This window comes from Aliivibrio friggae, from assembly GCF_057368515.1.
This window is the reverse complement of the sequence record NZ_CM170648.1, coordinates 2,044,544-2,065,603: the sequence shown is the minus strand read 5'-3', so window position 1 is coordinate 2,065,603 and position 21,060 is coordinate 2,044,544. Positions and strand designations below refer to the sequence as shown.

The 21,060-nt window shown below is 39.5% G+C and carries 19 protein-coding genes and 1 tRNA gene; 11 read left to right on the top strand and 9 right to left on the bottom strand.

The features are described 5' to 3' along the window. Window positions 1-9 precede the first annotated feature (9 nt). The 3 genes from AC2INI_RS09590 to folD all read right to left on the bottom strand — a co-directional run bounded on the left by AC2INI_RS09590 (window position 10) and on the right by folD (window position 4,383). Window positions 10-1,278, bottom strand: a complete 1,269-nt coding sequence (locus AC2INI_RS09590) for a YeaH/YhbH family protein (protein ID WP_486304707.1) — start codon at window positions 1,276-1,278, stop codon at window positions 10-12. A gap of 127 nt (window positions 1,279-1,405) precedes the next feature. Beyond that, window positions 1,406-3,340: a PrkA family serine protein kinase gene (locus AC2INI_RS09585; RefSeq protein ID WP_122033992.1), complete on the bottom strand. Its 1,935-nt coding sequence runs from the start codon at window positions 3,338-3,340 to the stop codon at window positions 1,406-1,408. A gap of 185 nt (window positions 3,341-3,525) precedes the next feature. Continuing rightward, window positions 3,526-4,383, bottom strand: coding sequence for a bifunctional methylenetetrahydrofolate dehydrogenase/methenyltetrahydrofolate cyclohydrolase FolD (gene folD, locus AC2INI_RS09580; RefSeq protein WP_122033989.1), 858 nt, complete (start codon window positions 4,381-4,383; stop codon window positions 3,526-3,528). Between the two features lie 264 nt (window positions 4,384-4,647). Here folD and AC2INI_RS09575 point away from each other — a divergent pair. Continuing rightward, window positions 4,648-4,724 (top strand) — tRNA-Arg (locus tag AC2INI_RS09575). Window positions 4,725-4,834: 110 nt separating this feature from the next. Next, window positions 4,835-6,292, top strand: coding sequence for a protein adenylyltransferase SelO (locus tag AC2INI_RS09570; protein WP_486304706.1), 1,458 nt, complete (start codon window positions 4,835-4,837; stop codon window positions 6,290-6,292). A 75-nt stretch (window positions 6,293-6,367) separates the two neighbouring features. Here the strand turns inward: AC2INI_RS09570 and AC2INI_RS09565 are convergent, their stop codons facing one another. Then, window positions 6,368-6,871 carry a hypothetical protein gene (locus AC2INI_RS09565; protein ID WP_254052625.1) on the bottom strand — a complete coding sequence of 168 codons (504 nt, stop codon included), beginning with the start codon at window positions 6,869-6,871 and terminating at the stop codon, window positions 6,368-6,370. Between the two features lie 151 nt (window positions 6,872-7,022). Continuing rightward, window positions 7,023-7,244: a cold shock domain-containing protein CspD gene (gene cspD / locus AC2INI_RS09560; protein WP_122033982.1), complete on the bottom strand. Its 222-nt coding sequence runs from the start codon at window positions 7,242-7,244 to the stop codon at window positions 7,023-7,025. A gap of 394 nt (window positions 7,245-7,638) precedes the next feature. Here cspD and clpS point away from each other — a divergent pair, with 394 nt between their 5' ends. Further along, window positions 7,639-7,959, top strand: a complete 321-nt coding sequence (clpS, locus tag AC2INI_RS09555) for an ATP-dependent Clp protease adapter ClpS (protein ID WP_122033979.1) — start codon at window positions 7,639-7,641, stop codon at window positions 7,957-7,959. A 42-nt stretch (window positions 7,960-8,001) separates the two neighbouring features. Continuing rightward, entirely contained in the window at window positions 8,002-10,257 is a 2,256-nt protein-coding gene (gene clpA / locus AC2INI_RS09550) for an ATP-dependent Clp protease ATP-binding subunit ClpA (protein ID WP_122033976.1), read from the top strand. Between the two features lie 90 nt (window positions 10,258-10,347). Here clpA and infA read toward each other — a convergent pair whose 3' ends face one another. The 3 genes from infA to aat all read right to left on the bottom strand — a co-directional run bounded on the left by infA (window position 10,348) and on the right by aat (window position 12,064). Beyond that, complete coding sequence (infA, locus tag AC2INI_RS09545) at window positions 10,348-10,566, bottom strand: translation initiation factor IF-1 (RefSeq protein ID WP_005420180.1); 219 nt, start codon at window positions 10,564-10,566, stop codon at window positions 10,348-10,350. Window positions 10,567-10,655: 89 nt separating this feature from the next. Further along, window positions 10,656-11,348 carry an arginyltransferase gene (locus tag AC2INI_RS09540; protein ID WP_486304705.1) on the bottom strand — a complete coding sequence of 231 codons (693 nt, stop codon included), beginning with the start codon at window positions 11,346-11,348 and terminating at the stop codon, window positions 10,656-10,658. Window positions 11,349-11,353: 5 nt separating this feature from the next. Next, window positions 11,354-12,064 carry a leucyl/phenylalanyl-tRNA--protein transferase gene (gene aat, locus AC2INI_RS09535; protein WP_486304704.1) on the bottom strand — a complete coding sequence of 237 codons (711 nt, stop codon included), beginning with the start codon at window positions 12,062-12,064 and terminating at the stop codon, window positions 11,354-11,356. A 197-nt stretch (window positions 12,065-12,261) separates the two neighbouring features. Here aat and aroA point away from each other — a divergent pair, with 197 nt between their 5' ends. The 7 genes from aroA (at window position 12,262) to pyrF (ending at window position 18,856) form a co-directional block, all read left to right on the top strand. Then, window positions 12,262-13,542, top strand: a complete 1,281-nt coding sequence (gene aroA / locus AC2INI_RS09530) for a 3-phosphoshikimate 1-carboxyvinyltransferase (protein WP_486304703.1) — start codon at window positions 12,262-12,264, stop codon at window positions 13,540-13,542. Between the two features lie 159 nt (window positions 13,543-13,701). Next, window positions 13,702-14,376 carry a (d)CMP kinase gene (cmk, locus tag AC2INI_RS09525; protein ID WP_045102547.1) on the top strand — a complete coding sequence of 225 codons (675 nt, stop codon included), beginning with the start codon at window positions 13,702-13,704 and terminating at the stop codon, window positions 14,374-14,376. Between the two features lie 96 nt (window positions 14,377-14,472). Beyond that, a complete protein-coding gene (gene rpsA / locus AC2INI_RS09520; RefSeq protein ID WP_060991473.1) occupies window positions 14,473-16,146 on the top strand; it encodes a 30S ribosomal protein S1 in 1,674 nt (557 codons plus the stop codon). Between the two features lie 59 nt (window positions 16,147-16,205). Next, window positions 16,206-16,487: an integration host factor subunit beta gene (gene ihfB, locus AC2INI_RS09515; RefSeq protein ID WP_045102545.1), complete on the top strand. Its 282-nt coding sequence runs from the start codon at window positions 16,206-16,208 to the stop codon at window positions 16,485-16,487. 133 nt (window positions 16,488-16,620) lie between these two features. Beyond that, window positions 16,621-16,905 carry a LapA family protein gene (locus AC2INI_RS09510; protein WP_122033965.1) on the top strand — a complete coding sequence of 95 codons (285 nt, stop codon included), beginning with the start codon at window positions 16,621-16,623 and terminating at the stop codon, window positions 16,903-16,905. 7 nt (window positions 16,906-16,912) lie between these two features. Continuing rightward, a complete protein-coding gene (lapB, locus tag AC2INI_RS09505; protein ID WP_486304702.1) occupies window positions 16,913-18,082 on the top strand; it encodes a lipopolysaccharide assembly protein LapB in 1,170 nt (389 codons plus the stop codon). Window positions 18,083-18,151: 69 nt separating this feature from the next. Further along, on the top strand, window positions 18,152-18,856 hold the full coding sequence (pyrF, locus tag AC2INI_RS09500) for an orotidine-5'-phosphate decarboxylase (protein WP_122033959.1): 705 nt from the start codon (window positions 18,152-18,154) through the stop codon (window positions 18,854-18,856). Between the two features lie 113 nt (window positions 18,857-18,969). On the opposite strand, the gene metG is transcribed toward pyrF, so the two are convergent. Next, window positions 18,970-21,030: a methionine--tRNA ligase gene (metG, locus tag AC2INI_RS09495; protein WP_045102541.1), complete on the bottom strand. Its 2,061-nt coding sequence runs from the start codon at window positions 21,028-21,030 to the stop codon at window positions 18,970-18,972. Window positions 21,031-21,060 lie beyond the last annotated feature (30 nt).

Genomic DNA, 21,060 nt, shown 5'->3' with positions numbered 1-21,060 from the left:
CCTTGCCTCCTAAGCCAGCTGTTTTTTAAATAATTCTCTAAAAATAGGGTAGATGTCTTCAAGCGAACGAATGTTTTTCATCGCAAAGTTATCAAATCCTTGTGCTAGCTTTTCGTACTCAGTCCATAATGTTTGGTGGTGACGTTTGGTTATTTCAATGTAAGAGTAGTACTGGCAATATGGAAGAATTGAAGCCGTGAGTAACTCTTTACATTTTGGTGAATCATCTGCCCAGTTATCGCCATCAGACGCTTGAGCTGCATAGATGTTCCATTCATTAACCGGAAATCGCTCTGCTATGACTTCTTTCATTAATCTTAGGGCACTAGAAACCATGGTTCCGCCCGTTTCTTGAGAATAGAAAAAGTCGTGTTCGTTAACTTCTTTTGCTTGAGTGTGGTGGCGAATAAAAACGACTTCGACATTTTCATAAGTACGAGTAAGAAATAAATAAAGTAGAACATAAAAGCGTTTTGCTATGTCTTTGGTTGCTTGGTCCATTGAGCCTGAGACATCCATTAAACAAAACATGACAGCTTGACTTGATGGAATCGGGGTTCGTTCGTAGTTTTTATAGCGTAGATCGAAAGAATCAATGTAAGGGACGTGTTTAATCTTTTCTCGTAGCTCTTCTATTTCTTCTTTCATTTTACGAACAGCAAGTGGGTGAGCGGGTTCACTGTTTTTGATCTGTTCTAATTCTTGCTCAAGTTCGCTCAGTAAGCGTTTTTTGCCTGCGGTCATGGCGGTTCGGCGAGCCAGTGATTGCTGCAATGAGCGAACGATATCAATATTGGACGGGATCCCTGCGGTTTGATAGCCCGCTCGGTGGGTTTCCCATTCGGTGATCTTTTGGACTTGATTTTTTTCTAAATTAGGAAGCTCAAGCTCTTCAAATAGAATGTCTAAATACTCATCTTTTGAGATCTGAAAGCTAAACTCATCTTCTCCCTCACCATCAGCACTTGCGTCTCCTGCGCCTGAACCACCACCAGCTCCCCCTTGTGGACGGTCAATTTTATCGCCTTTGATGAATTGGTCATTACCAGGAAGAACACGCTCGCGAATACCACCTTGGCCTTGATGAAAAACAGGCTCGGAAATGTCTCCTTTTGGAATCGAAATGCTTTCACCACCCTCAGTATTAGTGACTGAACGTTGATTTACGGCATCAGAGACTGCACGTTTAATTTGATCTTTATGGCGACGAATAAAGCGTTGTCTGTTGACCGTGCTTTTCTTTTTGCCATTCAACCTTCGGTCAATAAATTGAGCCATAATATTGCCCTCCTAATTCATACCACCTTGATAAAGTATTCTGCCTACTTATATAGACAGTAATTTAATCAAAATGTTACTGGGTCAGCCCATAATTGATTATGGGCTGCAACGTCCTGTTGTTTACTTATGAAGATTTTCGAACACGTAAGTACCACTCTGCTAATAGACGGACTTGCTTTTTGGTGTAGCCTTTTTCCATCATACGAGCAACGAAGTTATCGTGTTTTTTCTGATCGTCAGTTGACGTTTTTCCATTGAAAGAGATCACTGGAAGTAAATCTTCAGTATTGGAGAACATTTTTTTCTCGATAACGACACGAAGTTTTTCGTAACTTGTCCAATTTGGATTTTGGCCATTGTTATTTGCCTTCGCTCTTAGAACAAAGTTAACAATTTCATTTCGAAAATCTTTCGGGTTACTGATCCCTGCGGTTTTTTCAATTTTTTCTAATTCATCATTGAGGGCAGAGCGATCAAACAATTGTCCGGTTTCTGGATCTCTATATTCTTGATCTTGAATCCAAAAATCGGCATAGGTGACATAGCGATCAAAGATATTTTGACCATACTCTGAATACGACTCTAAATAAGCGGTTTGGATTTCTTTTCCAATAAATTCGACATATTTAGGGACTAAGAAGCCTTTGACGAATTCGGTATATTTATCGGCAATATCTTGAGCAAATTGTTCTCGTTCGATCTGTTGTTCAATAACATAGAATAGATGAACAGGGTTGGCGGCAACTTCGGTTTGGTCAAAGTTAAATACACGAGATAGAATTTTAAAAGCGAACCGTGTTGAAAGCCCTGACATGCCTTCATCGACTCCTGCAAAATCACGATACTCTTGATAGCTTTTGGCTTTTGGATCGGTGTCTTTAAGTGTTTCACCATCATAAACGCGCATTTTTGAGAACAGAGATGAGTTCTCAGGATCTTTTAGGCGTGAAAGTATCGAGAATTGAGCCAAAATATCTAAGGTACTTGGAGAACAAGGCGCATGAAATAGATCACTGTGTTCCAATAGCTTTTGATAGATTTTGACTTCTTCAGATACTCGTAAACAATAAGGAACTTTAACTATGTATACCCTATCTAGAAAGGCCTCATTGTTTTTGTTGTTTCTGAACGTTTGCCATTCTGATTCATTTGAGTGAGCCAAAATCATGCCATCAAATGGTAGGGCGGATAAGCCTTCTGTCCCATTAAAGTTGCCTTCTTGGGTTGCAGTTAGAAGAGGGTGGAGTACTTTAATTGGTGCTTTGAACATCTCTACAAATTCCATCAAGCCTTGATTGGCTTTACAGAGTGATCCTGAATAGCTGTAAGCATCGGGATCATCTTGGGCAAAATGCTCTAACTGACGAATATCAACTTTCCCAACTAATGATGAAATATCTTGGTTATTCTCATCACCGGGTTCGGTTTTGGCGATACCGATCTGCTCAAGAATTGAGGGGTGAACTTTAATGACTTTAAATTTAGTGATATCACCACCAAATTCATTTAATCGTTTTGCGGCCCAAGGGGACATTATTGAACGAAGGTTACGAGGTTCAATACCATATTCTTTTTTTAGCAGTTCGCCATCTTCTGTTACGTCAAATAAACAGAAGGGATGGTCATTGACGGGACTTCTTTCGCCATTCGCGCTTAGAATATAGATAGGTAATTTTTGCATTAAGCTTTTTAGCTTTTCTGCTAATGATGATTTACCGCCACCTACTGGGCCTAATAGGTAAAGCACTTGTTTACGTTCTTCGAGACCTTGAGCTGCATGTTTTAGGTAAGAAATAATTTGTTCAATAGGCTCTTCCATACCGTAGAAGTCTTTAAATGTCTCATAGCGAGAGATCACACGGTTGGAAAATATACGGCTAAGTTGAGGGTCAAGAGCAGTATCGATAACTTCAGGTTCCCCAATAGCCATGAGAAGTCTTTCTGCTGCATTGGCATAAGCACTTTTGTCATTACTACATAAGGACAAGAAATCTTGCAGTGAAATCTCTTCATCTTTTGCCGCTTCATAACGGGCTTGATAGTGGTCAAAAATACTCATATCCATTTCCTCTTGTCATCCGTTTTTTTTATTAAGCATCTTAAGGTTAGTTACTAAACCCTTATTTTGTCCAAGAAAAAACTGAAAATAGGATGAAATTTAATCAAGAAGTGTGGCAGTGCGCAGATATAAAAAAAGCGAGCCTAATAAAGCTCGCTAATTGATATTTTAGTTAATAGTTTATGTTATTTGCTGTGGTATTGCTCACAAGCTAATAAGGTATTTTCGATCAAACTAGCCACTGTCATTGGGCCAACGCCACCAGGAACTGGGGTGATGTAACTTGCTTTTGTTTTTGCTACATCGTATTCAACATCACCAATTAATTTACCTGAATCTAAGCGATTGATGCCTACATCGACCACGACAGCGCCTTCTTTAATCCACTCTCCTGGAATGAAGTTTGGTTTACCAACGGCAACCACAACAAGGTCGGCTTGACGAATATGGTGTTCAAGATCTTTAGTGAATCGGTGACAAGTTGTAGTAGTACAACCAGCAAGCAGCAATTCAAGTGTCATTGGGCGACCAACGATGTTTGATGCTCCAACCACAACTGCGTGCATTCCACGCACTTGAATATTGTAACGATCAAGCAGAGTGATAATACCTTTTGGGGTACATGAACGTAACTTTGGAATACGTTGAGAAAGACGACCTACGTTGTATGGGTGGAAGCCATCGACGTCTTTTTCTGGGTCAATGCGCTCTAAAATTTTAGTGCTGTCCATTCCTGCAGGAAGAGGGAGTTGAACTAAAATACCATCAATTTCAGCATCTTGATTTAATGTATCAATAATAGACAGCAATTCAGCTTCTGTCGTTGTTGTTGGTAAATCATAAGATTTTGAAATAAAGCCGACTTCTTCACAAGCTCGACGTTTACTTCCAACATAAACTTGAGAGGCAGGATCTTGTCCTACTAATACCACGGCTAGCCCTGGAGCACGTAATCCGGCTTCTACGCGAGCTTTAACACGAGCCCCAACTTCTGAGCGAACAGTTTGGGAGATAAGTTTTCCATCGATAATTTGAGCGGTCATAATAATCCTATACAAGGGCTTTGACTGATTGACGTGCGTATTGTCTCAGAATTAAATAGTAATAGCTAGACGCAAACGATTGCTTTCTCCGTTTGTGAAGTTTTAAAAATAGCAGCACCCATAAATATGTTATTGAGTATGAAGTTAAAAGCCTATATTTAATCAAACAATAGCCAATCTGCTTTATTTTTCAGCATTCAGTAAGATAATGATAAGAAAAGGATTGATCTGTTTTCGTATATTCGTATAATCCTACCCCATAGAGCGCCCTTAGCTCAGCTGGATAGAGCACCTCCCTTCTAAGGAGGTGGTCGAAGGTTCGAATCCTTCAGGGCGTACCAAATTGGAAAAGCCGCATTAACCTCATGGTTAGTGCGGCTTTTTTCATTTCTGTCATATCATTTATCAATATGCTAGCGTTAGTCCATTGCACTATTAATGGATTACTCTCATGTCTTTTTGGAACGCCTTTTCAATTACCACCCGTTATTCAGAACTGCCGAATTGTTTTTTTACTTATGTTCAGCCAACGCCATTAGAAAACGCTGATTGGCTAATATGGAACAGTGAATTGGCTATGCGATTTGGTTTACCTGAAATGCCGCAGAATAACCCAGAGCTATTATCTTCTTTTTCTGGGGAGACTGTGCCGTCTGCTTTTTCACCATTAGCGATGAAATACGCCGGACATCAATTTGGTAGCTATAATCCTGATCTTGGTGATGGCCGCGGGTTATTACTTGCTGAAATAGCAGATAAAGAAGGAAACCGTTTTGATCTTCATTTAAAAGGAGCAGGGCTAACGCCTTATTCTCGCTCTGGTGATGGTCGAGCAGTACTTCGATCTACTATTCGTGAATATTTGTGCAGTGAGGCCATGGCAGGATTAGGTATCCCTACAACAAGAGCATTAGGGATGATGACGAGTGATACGCCTGTCTTTAGAGAAGGTTATGAAACAGGAGCCTTACTGATCCGAATGGCTGAGACTCATATTCGATTTGGTCATTTTGAGCATTTGTTTTATTCAAATTTATTGGCAGAGCAGAAGTTATTAGCGGATAAAGTAATTGAATGGCATTTTCCAGATTGCTTAAATGAAGAGAAACCATATGTTGCAATGTTCAATCAAATCATAGATAGAACGGCATATATGATTGCACAGTGGCAAGCGGTTGGATTCGCTCATGGTGTTATGAATACGGATAATATGTCGATTATTGGTCAAACCTTTGATTATGGTCCTTTTGGTTTTCTTGATGATTATGAGCCCGGCTACATTTGTAATCATTCTGACTACCAAGGACGCTATGCATTTAACCAGCAGCCTAAAATAGGGTTATGGAATTTATCTGCACTGGCTCATTCTCTTTCTGCATTGATTGATAAATCAGATTTAGAAACCTCTTTAGAGCAATACGAAATTCAATTACACGGTTATTTTAGTCAGGCGATGCGGAAAAAATTGGGTCTTCTGTCTAAGCAAGAAGGAGACAGTCGTTTATTTGAATCGATGTTTGAGTTGCTGTCTCAAAATTCAGTCGATTACACTCGCTTTATGAGAGCTTTGTCTTATTTAGATACTCAAGATAAGCATACGGTGGTGGATTTATTTATAGATAGAGACGCAGCAACATTATGGATGGACTTTTATCTAATACGCTGTGAAAGTGAAGCAGAGAACACCGAGATGCGTTGTCGGGAGATGAGAAAGGTAAACCCTAAATACATTCTTCGAAACTATTTAGCTCAGCAAGCGATTGATAAGGCTAAAGAAGGGGATTACAGGGAGGTTGATGTATTAGCTATGTTATTAGTGTCGCCATTTGATGAACACCCTGAATTTGAACAGTATGCTCAATTACCTCCTGAGTGGGGTAAGAAAATGGAAATTAGCTGTTCCTCATAATCGATAATCTTAGAAATAAAAAAGCAGCGATATTCGCTGCTTCTTTATTTTTGGTTAACATTTAATCTGTGTGATCTAAATCTTACTTTCTAAGCTGTGAAACATGAATTGCAGTAATTCGTTCATGGCATCTTTTCTACTATCATCGGTATTGGTGTAACCTTGTGCCAATATAGTCCAAGAGGCATTGACTTGATTGGGTAGAAATACAGCGATAAATACGCTGGCTTTATTTTTTTCTTGTTCATCTGCTGTATTTAAAGGCTGTAGACCTGTCAGTAGACCTGTTTTATTTAAAATCTGTTGATCACTAATCGCACTATCGATACCCAATCCATAGCCAATATAAAAATCTGCTTGTGTTAGGTTGTCAGTGTAGATAAAGCCTTTTTGTATTAACTCGTTTTTTAATGAGGTAATAAATTGTTGTTCCGTATTATTATCATTCAGTTCAGTGTTTAAGTAATTCGCACTAATCGTTGGGTGCCAAGAAAAAAAATGTTTTCCTGCAACCACATCATTGATATTGCCAATGGTAACAAGATTAATCGTGCTTTTTTCTTCAATGGTTTCTGACACGCAACCACTTAGAAAAATGAACAATACGAAGGATAATAAATATTTCAAAGTTAAGGCCTAAAGTTGGACGTGATAAGAGTTGGAGTGTGGCTATTTTGATAGGTTCAAAAAAGGTGAGTACCAATACTCACCTTTTTAGTCGTCACGAAGGTTATTTAGCAAGCTCTCCTTCAAGTGGTTTAATTTCACTTGCGTGAAAGCCTTTTGGTCCTTCATGAATTTCGTAGGTAACGGCTTGTCCTGCTTTTAATGTGCGGTAGCCATCCATTTCAATTGTAGAATAGTGAGCAAAAATATCACCATCTTCATCTTCAGGACAAATGAAGCCAAACCCTTTAGCGTTATTGAACCATTTTACTGTACCTGTTGCCATGCTATACATCCTTCTGCATTTAATTTACCTAGCATAATGTTCATCAATTAAAAATCTGATTAATTGATAACCACTAATTACTACACTCTATTAAATCTAAAGAGGGAGTCAAGTACAATTTATTTACTTTTGTAACATTCACGCATTATATCACATCTGAGATTAACATTATTATCAGTAATATCAGATTGATAAATAAGTTGGTGATAACAAAAAAAACGCACTATCCTTTAGTTTGTATCGTCGATTTTGTATTCGATTAAGTAAAAAATAAGTGATAAAGACATGAAAATGACATCTTTTGTTTGATGTCGTTACCGGTCTGGATTAGGCTGAATAATAAGGGGATACTAAAAGGTATCTGGGAATGTTATTTAACTAATCAGTTGGCGACATGAGCAAACCATATGAATGGATTTCTCCTGATTCAGATGTATTGGAATTGGAGAAAACTGGGTTAAAACCACCACCAATGTATAAGGTGGTTTTAAATAATGATGATTACACTCCAATGGAGTTTGTTGTCGAAGTTTTAGATAAATTTTTTTCCATGGATTTGGAAAAAGCAACACAATTAATGCTAACAGTGCATTATGAAGGGAAAGCAGTATGTGGGGTTTTCACTGCTGAAGTTGCAGAAACTAAAGTTGCGCAAGTCAATACGTATTCGCGTGATAATGAGCACCCACTGCTGTGTACAATGGAACAAGCGTAAGTTTGTTCGTTACACCATATTTTGGTGTTTTGGGAGGTTCCTATGCTAAATAAAGAATTAGAAGCGAGTTTAAACAGCGCGTTTGCTCGTGCACGAGAAAAGCGTCATGAATTCATGACAGTAGAGCATTTGTTATTTGCTCTATTAGAGAACCCATCTGCTCACGAAGCTCTTTTAGCTTGCCATACCGATTTAAAGGCATTGGCAACTGAAATTGATGAATTCATTACACAAACGACGCCGTTGATTCCTGTTGATGATGAAAGTCGTGAAACTCAGCCTACGTTAAGCTTTCAACGTGTTCTTCAGCGAGCTGTTTTTCATGTTCAATCATCAGGTCGCAGTGAAGTCACTGGTGCAAATGTTCTTGTCGCTATTTTTAGTGAGCAAGAATCGCATGCCGCATACCTCCTTAAAAAGAATGACATTAGCCGATTAGATATTGTTAATTTTATCTCTCACGGTGCTCCAGAGCACGGAGATGAAAATAGCAATTCAAATAATGTCGAAACAGCAGTCGAAGCTAATTCCGAAGATCAGTTAGAAAGTTTTGCTACTAACTTAAATCAAGTAGCGAAAAATGGGGGGATTGATCCTCTTATTGGACGTGATCAAGAGCTTGAACGCACAATTCAAGTGCTATGCCGTCGTCGTAAAAATAACCCATTACTTGTTGGTGAAGCGGGCGTTGGTAAAACGGCCATTGCTGAAGGGCTGGCTTGGCGCATTGTTGAGGGGCAAGTTCCTGATGTAATTAAAGACTGCATTATTTATTCATTAGATATAGGTTCATTGCTTGCAGGAACTAAGTATCGTGGTGACTTTGAGAAACGCTTTAAAGCCATCTTAAAACAGCTTGAAAATGAAGAACATGCGGTATTATTCATTGATGAGATCCATACTATTATCGGTGCGGGTGCAGCTTCGGGTGGTCAAGTTGATGCTGCTAACTTAATTAAACCGTTATTAAGCAGCGGTAAGTTACGCTGTATTGGTTCAACAACTTATCAAGAGCACAGCACTATTTTTGAAAAAGAACGTGCTTTGGCTCGACGCTTCCAAAAAATTGATATTTTAGAACCATCATTGGATGACACTACTAAGATCCTTATTGGTCTTAAGAGTAAATACGAAGAGCATCATGAAGTTCGTTATACCAATAAAGCGCTACGAGCGGCGGTAGAGTTGTCTGCTAAGTATATTAATGAACGTCATCTACCAGATAAAGCGATTGATGTAATTGATGAGGCGGGAGCTCGCTGTCGTTTAATGCCTGCTAGTCGTCGAAAGAAAACCATCAATGTTGCTGATATTGAGTCGATGGTGGCTAAGATGGCAAGGATCCCTGAAAAATCAGTATCTTCTAGTGATAAAGATGTACTGAAGAAACTGGATGCGAAGCTTAAAATGTTAGTGTTTGGGCAAGACCAAGGCATTGATGTGTTATGTGAAGCTATTAAGCTGAGTAGAGCAGGTTTAGGTGCGGATAATAAACCAGTTGGTTCATTCTTGTTTGCTGGACCTACAGGGGTTGGTAAAACAGAAGTAACGGTTCAATTAGCAAAAGCTCTTGGTATTGAGCTTCTTCGTTTTGATATGTCTGAATATGGTGAGCGTCATACAGTAAGTCGTTTGATCGGTGCTCCTCCTGGCTATGTTGGCTATGAACAAGGTGGCCTACTAACAGATGCAGTTATTAAACACCCTCATTCAGTGGTTTTACTTGATGAACTAGAAAAAGCGCATCCAGATGTTTTTAACTTACTACTTCAAATTATGGATAATGGTACGCTGACTGATAATAATGGTCGTAAAGCAGATTTCCGTAATGTGGTTTTTGTTATGACAACCAATGCTGGGGTTCAAGAAACGGTGAAGAAATCGATTGGTCTTATTCAACAAGATCATAGTACTGATGCAATGGCGGCGATTAAAAAAATCTTTACGCCTGAATTTAGAAACCGTTTAGATAACATTATTTGGTTCGAGCATTTAAGCAAAGATGTGATATCTCTTGTTGTTGAGAAGTTCATTGTTGAATTGCAAGTGCAGTTGGATGCTCGCGGTGTTTCAATGGAAGTATCAAAAGAAGCGAAAGAATGGCTTGCAGAGAAAGGCTATGATAAAGCAATGGGTGCACGCCCAATGGCTCGAGTTATTCAAGAAAACCTGAAAAAACCAATGGCAAATGAATTGTTATTTGGTGAGTTAGTTAATGGTGGTACGGTTCGAGTTAAACTGAATAAAGGCGGAGAGCTTGCCTTTGAGTTTACCAGTGAAGCAGAAGCGGTACATTAATTGATTAATGTTTAAATAATAAAAAACCCAGTCATTGACTGGGTTTTTTTATTATTATTTATAGCAAACTAATTTGCTAAAAATGACAAATTAACGAGCACGGAAGACAATACGGCCTTTAGATAAATCGTAAGGAGTCATTTCAACTGTTACTTTGTCACCAGTAAGAATACGGATGTAGTTTTTACGCATTTTACCTGAGATATGAGCAGTAACAACGTGACCGTTTTCTAATTCTACGCGAAACATTGTGTTTGGTAGAGTATCTAGAACCGTGCCTTGCAGCTCAATTGCGTCTTCTTTTGCCATTGAATCCTCTTTATATAGATAGCTTTGGCTGATTTTTAAGCGGCCAATAATGCCCTTAAAAATGATGTATGTAAAGTTTGGTGGGCATTTTACCCTCGCCAGACCATATTTACTAGCTTTTGGTTAGGTTTATATCGATCTTTATATTTCATTGCTGGACAATCGTCTATTTGGTAACCAGGGTAAAGCCAGTTTTTTTGCAATTGTTTACATAATTTTAGTTGAATTAGAATAGAAACGGTTCCTAGAGATAACAGATGCTCTGGCTCAAAAAAGGTATACATAGCGCTGACTGAGTCAACTAAGATATCGGTTACTGCAATTGCTATAAGAACATTATTTTCATAAATATGAAGAAAATGGCTAGGTAACCATTCTGCTTGAGAAAATTCAAAAAATTGTTCCTCATTCGCAGGAAACATACTGCCTGATTGGTGGCGGGCGGTTATATATCGTTCATATAATGCGAACCATTCATCATCCATTTCTGTTTTTATTTCCCAAGTAAACGCAGATAATTTATTTAAAATTCGTTTTTGGCTTTTACTTGGTGAAAATTCTTCAGCATCAATTCGTAAAGGTTGGCAAGCACTACAAGCGTTACACATAGGTTTATAAATAGTAGATCCGCTGCGTCTAAATCCAAGGCGAATTAATGCTTGATAACCCAGAGGTGAATGCAGCTCTTGATCCATAGCGACAGCTAGGCGTTCTCGCTGTTCGGGAAGGTAGCTACAAGGGCCTTCGGGGGTTAATCCAACTTCAAGAGAGTATTGACTCATGGTGATTACTTAACCCCTAATAATTGTGGTAGATAGCAATTTGATGCGACGTGAGCATTTACAAGTTTGTCCAGTGTGACCTTAAAGTCAGATCGTTTCATTTCTACTGCACCTAGACTTTCAAGGTGAGGGTTCATCATTTGGCAGTCGATTAATTTCCCTCCAGAGTTAACAAAGTGTTCGCAAAATAGCCATAAGGCAATCTTAGAAGCGTTTGTCTGTAATGAAAACATAGACTCACCACAAAATACTTGGCCGATTTGGAGACCATACAGCCCACCAACAAGTTCATTATTGCACCAGACTTCAACAGAATGACAAATCCCCAATGTTGCGAGCTGCTTATAGGCGTGAATCATTTCAGGCATGATCCACGTCTCTTCTGCACTCCTAGTGGATGCACAAAGTTCAATCACTTGAGCTGTTGATTTGTTTATGGTGACTTCATAGTTCGATTTTCTAAAAAACTTTCTTAAACTCTTCGATGGTGAAAATTGAGTCGGTAAAAAAACACCTCGAATACTTGGGCTCCACCATAAAATAGGATCACCAGAACTATACCAAGGGAAAATACCATGTTGGTAAGCATTGAGTAGACGAACTGAAGATAAGTCTCCCCCCATTGCAAGCAATCCATCAGGATCATTTAATGCACTTTCGATGGCAGGGAAAGGGCTTGTTTCATTTGAATCAAGTTGGGGCAAATAGATAGTCATAAGCAAAAGAAATAAGTATTCATTATTTTTAAGTAAAGAGACGACATTGCCTCTGGTACAACGCTTTGGTTTTCGTTACTCTGAAAGTATGAAGAATAACAAAAAATAACAATGAAAGCTGAAACAGCTATGCAATCATGAGGTGAAATACCGAGCGTAGCATTATTATTTATTTGTATAGGAATTTTTACATAAACATGGAAAGCTTAACTCTTCAACCAATTTCAAAAATTGATGGTCAAATAAATCTACCTGGCTCAAAAAGTGTTTCAAATCGAGCATTATTACTTGCTGCATTGGCTTCAGGGAAAACAATACTTACTAATCTACTTGATAGTGATGATATTCGTCATATGCTCAATGCACTAAAGTCATTAGGTGTGGAATATAATTTATCCGAAGATAAAACAGTTTGTGAAGTTATTGGCTTAGGTCATGCTTTTGAGCCAACTGAAGCTTTGGAGCTATTTCTTGGTAATGCAGGGACAGCAATGCGACCATTAGCGGCTGCATTATGCCTAGGCAAGGGTGAGTTTGTTCTTACTGGCGAACCTCGTATGAAAGAGCGTCCTATTGGTCATTTAGTTTCCGCATTAAAAGCGGCTGGTGCTGATGTCGAATATTTAGAAAATGAAAACTATCCACCATTAAAAATTAAAGGAACTGGCTTAAAAGGCGGAACGGTAGAAATCGATGGTTCTATCTCAAGCCAATTTTTAACGGCTTTCTTAATGGCGGCACCATTATCAAATCAAGATACGACAATTAATATTGTGGGTGATTTAGTCTCTAAACCATACATCGATATTACCTTAGATATCATGGCAACGTTTGGGGTTAAGATTGATAACCAAAACTATCAAACCTTTGTTGTTCCTGCTAATCAAACGTATGTTGCACCGGGTGACTTTCTTGTTGAAGGTGATGCATCGTCAGCGTCTTATTTCTTAGCGGCGGCAGCCATTAAAGGTGGTTCAGTTAAAGTCACGGGAATTGGCAAAAAAAGCATTCAAGGCGATGTTCAGTTTGCTGATGCGTTAGCGGCTATGGGTGCTGACATTGAATGGGGTGATGATTATGTTATTGCCCGCAAAGGTGAGTTAAAAGCCGTTGATATGGATTTTAATCATATTCCTGATGCCGCGATGACAATAGCGACTGCAGCGTTATTCGCAGAGGGCACGACCTCTATTCGCAATGTATATAACTGGCGTGTAAAAGAAACTGATCGCTTAGCGGCGATGGCGACAGAATTAAGAAAAGTGGGAGCAGAAGTCGAAGAAGGTGAGGATTACATTACGATAACGCCACCGACATCATTAAAGCATGCAGCAATTGATACTTATGATGATCACCGTATGGCGATGTGTTTTTCACTCGTAGCATTGAGTGACACACCAGTGACTATTAATGATCCTGGTTGTACATCAAAAACGTTCCCTGATTATTTTGATAAATTAAAAGAGTTAAGTGTGTAATTTTTGATTTATAAATAAGAGTACGATTTTATTGACATAAGCCCTGTATAAAAAGATACAGGGCTTTTTTAGTTTTTGGCTATCTAGAGTATATAAATAATCTGACTTGGGTATAATGCGCCCGTAGAAACCAATCACAATAAATAATTGGAGAACTCCATGACAACTCATTCACCAGTCGTTACTGTTGATGGTCCAAGTGGAGCAGGTAAAGGCACATTGTGCATGTTACTTGCAGAAAAGCTAGGTTATAACTTATTAGATTCTGGTGCGATTTATCGCGTGTTAGCATTAGCAGCAATCCACCATGGCGTTGATTTAGATTCAGAAGATGCACTTGTTCCTCTTGCTGCAAATCTAGACGTACAATTTAAAGCCGAAGGTGATTTAGTAAAAGTCATCTTAGAAGGCGAAGATGTATCTTCTGAACTTCGTAAAGAAGAGACCGGAATGGCGGCTTCAAAAGTCGCGGCATTACCACAGGTTCGTGAAGCTTTATTGCGTCGTCAAAGAGCCTTTGCTTCGGCTCCTGGCCTTGTTGCTGATGGCCGAGATATGGGAACTGTTGTATTTACGGGCGCAGAAGTTAAGATATTTTTAGATGCAAGTGCTGAAGAACGAGCGAATCGCCGAATGAAGCAGTTGCAACAGAAGGGGTTAGATGTTAGATTTGACCGTCTTTTAGGCGAAATTCAAGAACGTGATGATCGAGACCGCAATAGAGCTGTCGCGCCATTACGTCCTGCTGAAGACGCTTTAGTATTAGATTCAACGTCAATGAATATTGAAGAAGTGGTTGCTCAAGCTATTGCTTTTATTGAATCTAAGCTATAATTAAAAACTTAGTTAGTTGCAAGGATGATAACTAACCTTACTATCAACCCCATGCGGTAGGATACCCATGGACGTTTAATATTGAAGATCAAATTAATGACTGAATCTTTTGCTCAACTCTTTGAAGAGTTTCTATCTGAAACTGAATTCCAACAAGGCAGCATCGTTAAAGGTACTGTAGTAGCTATCGAGAACGGTTTCGTTCTTGTTGACGCTGGCCTTAAGTCTGAAGCAGCAATTCCTGCTGAACAATTCAAGAACGCTGCTGGCGAACTTGAAGTTGAAGTTGGTTCTGAAGTAGACGTTGCTCTTGACGCTGTTGAAGACGGTTTCGGTGAAACTCAACTTTCTCGTGAGAAAGCGAAGCGTCACGAAGCTTGGATCCAACTTGAAAAAGCATACGAAGATGCTGAAACAGTTATGGGTGTTATCAACGGTAAAGTTAAAGGCGGCTTCACGGTTGAACTTAACGGTATCCGTGCATTCCTACCTGGTTCTCTTGTTGATGTACGTCCAGTACGCGACACTCTGCACCTTGAAGGCAAAGAGCTAGAGTTCAAAGTAATCAAACTTGACCAAAAGCGTAACAACGTTGTTGTTTCACGTCGTGCTGTTATCGAATCTGAAAACAGTGTTGAGCGTGACGAGTTACTTGCTTCTCTACAAGAAGGCATGGAAGTTAAAGGTATCGTTAAGAACCTTACTGACTACGGTGCATTCGTTGATCTAGGTGGCGTTGACGGTCTACTACACATCACAGATATGGCTTGGAAGCGTGTTAAGCACCCATCTGAGATCGTAAATGTTGGTGACGAGATCAATGTTAAAGTTCTTAAGTTCGATCGTGAGCGCACTCGTGTTTCTCTAGGTCTTAAGCAACTTGGCGAAGATCCATGGGTAGCTATCGCTAAGCGTTACCCAGAAGGTCACAAACTTTCTGGTCGTGTTACTAACCTAACTGACTACGGCTGCTTCGTTGAAATCGAAGAAGGCGTTGAAGGTCTAGTACACGTTTCTGAAATGGATTGGACTAACAAGAACATCCACCCTTCTAAAGTTGTTAATGTAGGCGACGAAGTTGAGGTTATGGTTCTTGAGATTGACGAAGAACGTCGTCGTATCTCTCTAGGTCTTAAGCAATGTAAAGCTAACCCATGGCAGACATTCGCTGAAGCGCAAGCTAAAGGCGACCACGTTACTGGTAAGATCAAATCTATCACTGACTTTGGTATCTTCATCGGTCTTGACGGCGGCATCGACGGTCTAGTTCACCTATCTGACATTTCTTGGAATGCTACAGGTGAAGACGCGGTACGTGAGTACAAGAAAGGCGACGAAATCTCTGCTGTAGTTCTAGCAGTAGATGCAGAACGTGAGCGTATTTCTCTAGGTGTTAAACAAATGGAAGAAGACCCATTTAACAACTACCTAGCAGACAACAAGAAAGGTACTCTAGTAAACGGTACTGTTTCAGCTGTTGACGCTAAAGGCGCTACAATCACTCTTGCAGACAGCGTAGAAGGTTACATCCGTACTTCTGAGCTTTCTCGTGACCGTGTTGAAGATGCATCTCTAATCTTAAGCGTTGGCGATAGCGTTGAAGCGAAGTTCACTGGTGTAGACCGTAAGAACCGCGTAGTTAACCTATCTATCAAAGCTAAAGATGAAGCTGACGAGCAAGAAGCAATGGCTTCACTGAACACTAAGTCTGAAGACGGTGGTTTCGGTAACGCTATGGCTGACGCTTTCAAAGCTGCTAAAGGCGAATAAGTAAATTTAAAGGGAGCGTAATGCTCCCTTTTCTTTCGATAACGTAGGAGAGGTCATTTATGACAAAATCTGAACTGATTGAACAACTGTGTAGTAAAAAGCCTCAACTTTCTGCTAAGCAGGTTGAAGATACAGTCAAGGAAATCCTTGAACAGATGGCAACAACGCTAGAGGGCGGGGATCGTATAGAGATTCGTGGTTTTGGTAGTTTTTCTCTACACTATCGAGAGCCTCGTTTAGGTCGTAATCCAAAAACTGGCGATAAAGTTGAATTGGACGGTAAATTCGTTCCTCACTTTAAACCAGGTAAAGAACTGCGTGAACGTGTGAATTTCAGCTAATGTGAATTGGCATATAAAAACGGCATACTTTTTAGTATGCCGTTTTTTTATGTTCATTTTCAGTGCGTTTAGGTGTATCTTTAGATCTGTAAAATAAGATACTTTGGATATTCATTAACTGGAGGAAATACCAGTGAAAATTGTTGTTGCTGTTTTATTGATTATTTTATTTTTGATCTCATTAGCCGTGGGAGCACAGAATCAGATTGTTGTGAATTTTAATTACTTGTTAGCTCAAGGTGATTTCCAATTATCTACTTTGCTTGGTATTTTCTTTGCTACTGGTTTTGGCCTAGGTTGGTTGATTTGCGGAAGTATGTATTTAAAAGTAAGTATGACTCAACGCCGTTTACGTAAACGTCTTGAAAAGAAAACGGTTGAGTTGGATAAATTACGTTTAGATTCAACAAAAGGGTAATAGCTGAATGTTAGAGTTGCTATTCCTATTATTACCTATTGCAGCAGGATACGGCTGGTATATGGGTAATAGGAGTGCGAGACAACAACGTCAAAGAGATACTAATCACCTGTCACGTCAATATGTGGCGGGTTTGAATCTATTGCTTTCTGACCAATCAGATAAAGCGGTAGATCACTTCATCGAACTACTCCAAGTTGATAGCGATACGATTGATACTCACCTTGCGCTAGGTAATCTTTTTAGGAGCCGAGGAGAGGTTGATCGAGCCATTAAAATTCACCAAAACCTCATTGCTCGCCCAAACCTAACGTTAGACCAACGTAATATCGCTCTACAGCAATTAGCCAAAGATTATATGGTTGCTGGTATTCTCGATCGAGCTGAAAAAATATTTGAGCAATTGATTGATGAACCCGATCATAGAGAAGCGGCTTTATTGCAACTTGTCGCTATTCATCAACAAACTCGTGAATGGGAACAAGCCATTACCTTTGCTAACAGTTTAGTCAAAATGGGTAAGAAAAAGCTAAAACCTGATATTGCTCATTACTACTGCGAATTAGCAATGCAGGAACTTGCAGAGAGTAACCTAAACAAAGCCAAGCAGAATTTAAAAAAAGCATTATCAGTTGATAATCAATGTGTACGTGCATCAATTATGATGGCTAAATTACTCATAGAAGAAGAAAATTACAAAGGCGCTGCAAGCCAGTTAGAGTCGGTACTAGATCAAGATATTGACTTTATAAGTGAAGCATTGCCGCTGTTAGCTGAGTGTTACGAACATCTAGATAGAGAAGGTTCACTGCTTAACTTCTTAAAAGAAGCGATTGCAAAAGGGGCTGGAGCAAGTGCAGAACTCATGCTTTCTAATTTAATAGCTAAGCATGAAGGTACGGCATTAGCACAAGGTTATATGACTAAGCAGCTTCTTAAAAACCCAACAATGAAAGGCTTTTATCGTCTGATGGGCTATCATGTTGATGAAGCTGAAGATGGTCGAGCAAAAGCAAGCCTAGCAAGTTTACAAAACTTGGTAGGGGAACAGTTAAAAATGAAGCCAAACTATCGCTGTGCCAAGTGTGGTTTTTCTGCACATCGATTATTTTGGCAATGTCCTTCTTGTAAAGGATGGGGCGTTATTAAGCCTATTAAAGGTTTAGATGGTGAATAATTAAGAGGCGCAATTTGTGCCTCTTTTTTTGAATAAAATGTAAGTAGATTAATTTCCCAAGGAGAGAAAATGAAAGACCAAAAGGTGATTGTGGCATTGGATTATGACAATCAAGCAGACGCATTAGCATTTGTTGATAAAATTGATCCTAGCTCTTGCCGACTAAAAGTAGGTAAAGAGATGTTTACTTTATTTGGCCCTGAGTTTGTAAAAGAGCTTCATAAGCGTGGTTTTTCTGTTTTTCTAGATTTAAAGTTTCATGATATTCCGAATACGTGTTCAAAAGCGGTACGTGCGGCTGCTGAAATGGGTGTATGGATGGTTAACGTTCATGCTAGTGGCGGTGAGCGTATGATGACCGCATCACGTGAGATTTTAGAACCGTATGGTAAAGATCGTCCATTACTTATTGGTGTAACAGTACTAACAAGTATGGAGCAACAAGATTTAGCGGGCATTGGTTTAGATATTGCACCACAAGAACAAGTGAAACGTCTTGCTGCATTGACTAAGAATAGTGGCTTAGACGGTGTTGTGTGTTCAGCACAAGAAGCATCAATGTTAAAAGCTGACCTAGGTAAAGAATTTAAATTAGTGACTCCTGGCATTCGTCCAGCAGGTTCTGCTGTAGGTGATCAAAAACGTATTATGACGCCAGTAGATGCTATTACTTCAGGTTCTGATTATTTAGTGATTGGTCGCCCAATTACACAAGCTGAGAATCCATCGCAAGTATTAAATGAGATTAATCTTTCTTTAGCGTCTGTTTTATAAGTGTGTAATCTGATAGGTGAAAGATTCTGAATTTGTAATCACCGATAAATAGATAAAAAAATAGAGACCATTTGGTCTCTATTTTTGTTTGTAAGCTTCTTTTAGAAAAAGAACTACATTACGCGCATACCAGGTTGAGCACCTTCGTGTGGTTCAAGGATCCAAAGATCTTTACCACCAGGGCCTGCAGCTAGGATCATGCCTTCAGACATACCAAACTTCATCTTACGAGGTTTAAGGTTAGCAACCATAACAGTTAGCTTGCCCTCTAGTTCTTCAGGTTTGTATGCTGATTTAATTCCAGAGAATACTTGACGAGTTTCACCGCCGATGTCCAATTGGAATTTAAGCAGTTTGTTTGCCTTTGGAACTTCTTCACAAGAGATAATACGAGCAATACGCATATCAACCGCTTCGAACGCATCGAATTCAATCTCATCTGCGATTGGTTCTTTGTCTAGTTCAGTTTGGCTTGCTTTTTCTTTGTCCGCCTCAGCTTTCTCTTTTGCTGCCATTTCAATTGCAGCATCTGCTTTTGAAGCTTCAACCATTGCTTCTACTTTCTTAGGATCAATACGAGCAAATAATGCTTTGAACTTAGTGATCTCATGAGACGTTAGTGGTTGTGCAATGCCTTCCCACGTCAGCGTTTCATTTAAGAAAGCTTCAGTACGTGCAGCAAGCTCTGGCATTACAGGTTTTAGGTAAGCCATTAATACGCGGAATAGGTTAATACCAACAGAAGCGACTTCTTGTAGTTCTTGTTCTTTACCTTCTTCTTTCGCAAGAACCCAAGGTGCTTTTTCGTCAATGTACTGGTTTGCTTTATCAGCAAGCGCGGTAATCTCACGAATAGCACGACTAAATTCACGCGTTTCGTATAGCTCAGCAATGCGACCTTCAGCAGCAACGAATTCGTTGTAAAGCTCAGGAGCAACAAAGTTATCAGAAAGTTTTCCATCAAAACGTTTAGTAATGAAACCAGCGTTACGAGAAGCTAGGTTAACAATCTTGTTTACGACATCAGAGTTTACACGTTGAGTGAAATCTTCAAGGTTTAAATCAAGATCATCAATACGGCTGTTAAGTTTAGCTGCGTAGTAATAACGTAAACACTCAGGATCTAGATGATTTAAGTAAGTTCCTGCTTTAATGAATGTGCCTTTTGATTTAGACATTTTTGCGCCATTCACAGTAACGTAACCATGAACAAATACATTGTTTGGCTTACGGAAACCTGAACCTTCTAGCATTGCAGGCCAGAATAGGCTGTGGAAGTAAACAATGTCTTTACCGATGAAGTGGTAAAGTTCAGTGGTGCTGTCTTTCTTCCAGTATTCATCAAAGTTTAGATCGTCACGCTTGTCACACAGGTTTTTAAATGAACCCATGTAGCCAATTGGGGCATCTAGCCAAACGTAGAAGAACTTGTTTGTTTCGCCTGGGATTTCAAAACCAAAATAAGGTGCATCACGAGAGATGTCCCATTGTTGCAAACCAGACTCAAACCATTCTTGCATTTTGTTTGCTGTTTCAGTTTGAAGAGAGCCAGAACGAGTCCATTCTTTTAGCATGCTTTCAAATTGAGGTAAGTCAAAGAAGAAATGCTCTGAATCTTTCATTACAGGTGTAGCACCTGAAACGGCTGATTTAGGGTTGATTAAATCAGTAGGGCTGTACGTTTCGCCACAGTTATCACAGTTGTCACCGTATTGCTCTTCTGACTTACATTTTGGGCATGTGCCTTTTACAAAACGGTCAGGTAAGAACATCTCTTTTTCTGGATCAAACAACTGAGAGATAGTGCGGCTAGTAATAAAACCGTTCTTTTTTAGCTCTAAGTAGATATGAGAGGCTAGTTCACGGTTCTCATCACTGTGTGTGCTGTGATAGTTATCAAAGCTAATGTCAAAGCCTGAGAAATCTTTTTGATGCTCTTCGCTAACTGCTGCAATCATTTCTTCAGGAGTAATACCCATCTGTTGAGCTTTAAGCATGATTGGTGTGCCGTGAGCGTCATCTGCACAAATAAAGTTAACGTCGTTGCCGCGTAAACGTTGGTAACGAACCCAGATATCCGCTTGGATATGCTCAAGCATATGACCTAGGTGGATTGAACCGTTTGCATACGGTAGGGCACATGTAACCAGAATTTTTCTCGGATCTGTAGCCATATCTTCTCTTTCGCTTAATGTGATGGGTGA